The sequence below is a fragment of the Pseudoalteromonas sp. NJ631 genome (assembly GCF_000276645.1).
GTDB classification, from domain to species: Bacteria; Pseudomonadota; Gammaproteobacteria; order Enterobacterales; family Alteromonadaceae; genus Pseudoalteromonas; species Pseudoalteromonas piscicida.
This window is the reverse complement of the sequence record NZ_AKXJ01000031.1, coordinates 1-3,922: the sequence shown is the minus strand read 5'-3', so window position 1 is coordinate 3,922 and position 3,922 is coordinate 1. Positions and strand designations below refer to the sequence as shown.

Here is a 3,922-nt window from a genome sequence, read left to right as displayed (position 1 = left end):
ATGGATAACTTTTTCCAGCTAGGCGGCCATTCCTTATTAGCGACTAAGTTGGTGGCCAGAATTAATGAAACTTTTGATATCTCATTGCCGTTGCGTGAGGTTATCAGCCGACCGATATTGGCTGAGCTTGCAGCTGTTTTATCCGGTTATGAGCGCGATCCCAATCGGCTGCAACTAACACCTGTTTGCCGAGAGCTTGATTTACCCCTTTCTTATGCACAACAAAGGTTATGGTTACTGGACCGGATCGACGGCGGAAGTGCCCATTATAACATGTCGGGGGCTCTGAGGCTGGAAGGTAAATTAAATGTTCAGGCGCTGGAGCGGGCTTTTTTCACTGTGATCCAGCGCCATGAAAGTTTGCGCACTCGTTTTATCTCAGTGGGGGATGGCGATCCGCGGCAAGAGATTCAGGAAGATTTCACTTTCCATGTACCGGTAACCGATTTATCCACTTTTACGGCAGGGGAGCAGCAAGTACAACTTGCTGTTGCGGTTTCTGCTGAAGCTTCACGAACTTTTGATCTAAGCCGGGAACTTATGCTGCGAGCGCAGTTGCTTAAGCTCTCTTCTCGGGAACATATTGTGCTGGTAACTATGCATCATATTGCCTCAGACGGCTGGTCTATGGGCATATTAGTGAATGAATTTAGCCGTTTATATCGTGCTTATGTACAGGGAGAAGATAATCCCCTAATACCACTTGCCATCCAGTATGGCGATTACGCCCACTGGCAACGTAACTATCTGCAGGGGCCTAGACTGGATGACCAGTTGGCTTTTTGGCAAGACCGGTTAGCGGGCTTGCCTGTGGTCCATAATTTGCCGCTTGATCGCCCCAGAGCTGCGAGGCAGAGTTTTGCCGGCAATGTACATTACTCTAGTGTAGATAAAGCCTGCCTGAGAAAATTAATGCAATTATGCCAGGCCCAGGGCGCAACCTTATTTATGGGACTGCATGCCTCATTTTCCGTGCTTTTGTCACGGTACAGCAATGAAAATGACATAGTGGTAGGCACGCCAGTAGCCAATCGGGAGCAGTTGGAAGTAGCAGATTTGATCGGCTTCTTTGTTAATACCCTGGTACTGCGCAGTGACACCTCTGGCAATCCGAGTTTTCGGGAGCTGCTGGCACAAAGTAAACAGATGTTGCTGGATGCTTATGCTCACCAACAAGTGCCTTTTGAGCTTTTGGTTGAGAGACTGCAGCCGGAGCGTAATCTGAGTCATATGCCTTTATTCCAGGTAATGCTGGCCTTACAAAACAATGATGGAGGCAGTCTGTCCCTACCCGGATTAACCTTATCGGCTATGGAAGATCAAGGGGTAGGTACCGCCAAGTTTGATTTAACTTTAAATGTGATTGAAAGTGAGCAGGGGCTGCAACTTAAATGGGGCTTTAATATCGATCTCTTTGATATAGAGACTATAAAGCAGATGGCCGGTCATTTTGAAACTTTATTGCTCGCCATGGTGCAGTCGCCGGAGAAGGACGTTTTCGCCCATGAACTGGTCACCGAACAAGAGCGTCGTCTGCTCCTCAATGTTGGCAAAGACAGGGTATCGAGTGTTGCTCCACAGCTGTGCATTCATGAGTTATTTGAAGTACAAGCTGCGTCGCAGCCAAATAAAATCGCCCTGATAACGCAAGAGGGTAGTCTGAATTATGGCGAGCTTAACCGCCGAGCCAACCAACTCGCCCATCACCTTAAGCTGCAAGGGGTGAAACCGGATACCTTAGTGGGTCTTTGCGTCGATCGCTCTATGGATATGGTTATCGGTATATTGGCGATCCTCAAAGCTGGCGGTGCTTATGTGCCGTTTGATCCGAGCTATCCTGAATCACGCCTACTTTATATGCTTAAGGATAGCGGTGTGGATACCGTATTGACCCAAGAGCGGGTCTTGGCTGACTTGCCTTCATTGGCTGCGCACGCCCTATGTCTGGATAAAGAGTCAGTGCAAGCCGAGCTTGTAAATATGTCGAAAGATAACCTGCCTGTATCTTCGCTGGGACTAGCTGCTTCTCATCTAGCCTATGTCATTTATACTTCAGGCTCGACCGGACAAGCTAAAGGGGTCTTGATCGAGCATCAGGGAATTGTCAATCTTGCCGCAGAAATACAGAGGATGGATATAGTGCCGGAAGGTGCTTGTTGGGGGTTAAACGCTTCTTATGCCTTTGATTCTTCGGTTAAGGGTCTATCCCAGTTGATGTCGGGTGTACCGTTGCGTATTTTACCCAGATATGCCGATCAGGAGTCACAAACTATAGGGATAACCTTTGGACAGTGCGGTGTTCTCGACTGTACTCCGTTAATGGTGGAAGGCTGGTTTGATTTGGGTCTTGAGAGTGCTTTACCTAACTTAATCATTGGCGGCGAAGCTATTTCTCCCCAGTTGTGGGCCAGATTATGTGACTGGCAACAGCAGTATCAACGCAAGGCGGTGAATGTATACGGTCCAACAGAATGTAGCGTTAACACCCATTGGACGCCGATATCCGGCGACTTGCCCCATATTGGATATCCGCTGGGTAATGTTCGGGCATTGATCCTGAATGAAAATACCTTAGCGCCAGGTGGCGTGCCGGGTGAACTATGTATTGGTGGTATCGGGTTGGCTCGGGGTTATCTGAACCAGGATAAGCTGACGTCTGAAAAATTTATCACCAACCCTTATTTTAATGAGCAAGACAACAATAGTTGCCAGCGTCTGTACCGCACCGGAGATTTGGTGCGTCGCTTGGCAGATGGCCGTCTTGAATTTATCGGCCGTACTGATCATCAGGTGAAAATCCGGGGCTTTCGCATCGAGCCGGCTGAAATAGAACATGTCTTGGCAGATTTTAGCCGTGTCAAGGAAGCCGTCGTACTTGCCCGTGACGCAGGGGAAAAGGGGAAGCACCTAGTGGGCTACCTGCTTGCCGAAGATGCCGAAAGCGATAAGAGTGGCCTGATTGAAGCAGTGCGCCAGCATGTAGGTAAACTTTTACCTGAATATATGGTGCCTTCGGATTTTGTGGTACTGGAGTCTTTCCCCTTGACCGCCAACGGCAAGTTTGATCGCAATGCTTTACCTGAGCCGAGCAATGAAATATCAGACGACGGCTTCAGCGCCCCGCAAACCGAAGGAGAAAAAACCTTAAGCGTTATCTGGCAAGAGCTGCTGGGGCTTGAACGGATTGCCCTTACGGATAACTTTTTTGAATTGGGAGGGCACTCACTGCTGGCCACTAAGTTGGTGGCTCGGGTTAGCGAGTCATTCGATGTGAAAATTAAATTGCGGGATATTTTTAAACAGCCTGTTCTGGCGAGCCTGGCAGAATTTATATCGGCTCAAAAGCAGGGTAAGAATCACCCGCCTTTGATACAGGTTTCCCGGACTCAGGCCTTGCCCCTGTCTTTTGCCCAACAAAGGCTATGGTTGTTAGATCAAATCGACGGCGGCAGTGCCCATTATAATATGCCGGCGGCGTTAAAACTGACCGGTACCCTCAATGAGGACGCTCTGCAACAAGCGATTACCACTATCCTGTTACGCCATGAAAGCCTGCGCACCTATTTTGTTGCAGGCGACAATAATGAACCGATACAACTGATCCGTGAGTTAGTCAGTTTTGATGTGGCGCTGACGGATCTGTCCGCCCTTTCGCAGCAAGCGCTACAGACCCGAATAGCCGAAGCCGTTTCAACGGAAGCAGGGAAACGGTTTGATCTGACACGGGATTTGATGTTGCGGGCGCAGCTGCTGAAAATCTCAGCTAAAGAGCATATCTTGCTAGTGACCATACATCATATCGCTTCCGATGGCTGGTCCCGGGAGATCTTGGTCAATGAATTTAGCCGTTTATATACGGCCTATGCCCAGGGGCAGGACAACCCTTTGCCGCCGCTGGCGATCCAGTACGGCGATTATGCCC

1 protein-coding gene is annotated in these 3,922 nt (G+C 49.2%); it reads left to right on the top strand.

The window, feature by feature from the left end; genetic code table 11:
- Positions 1 to 3,922: non-ribosomal peptide synthetase (locus A587_RS0123635; protein WP_017219559.1), on the top strand; the 3,922-nt coding region annotated here is incomplete at both ends.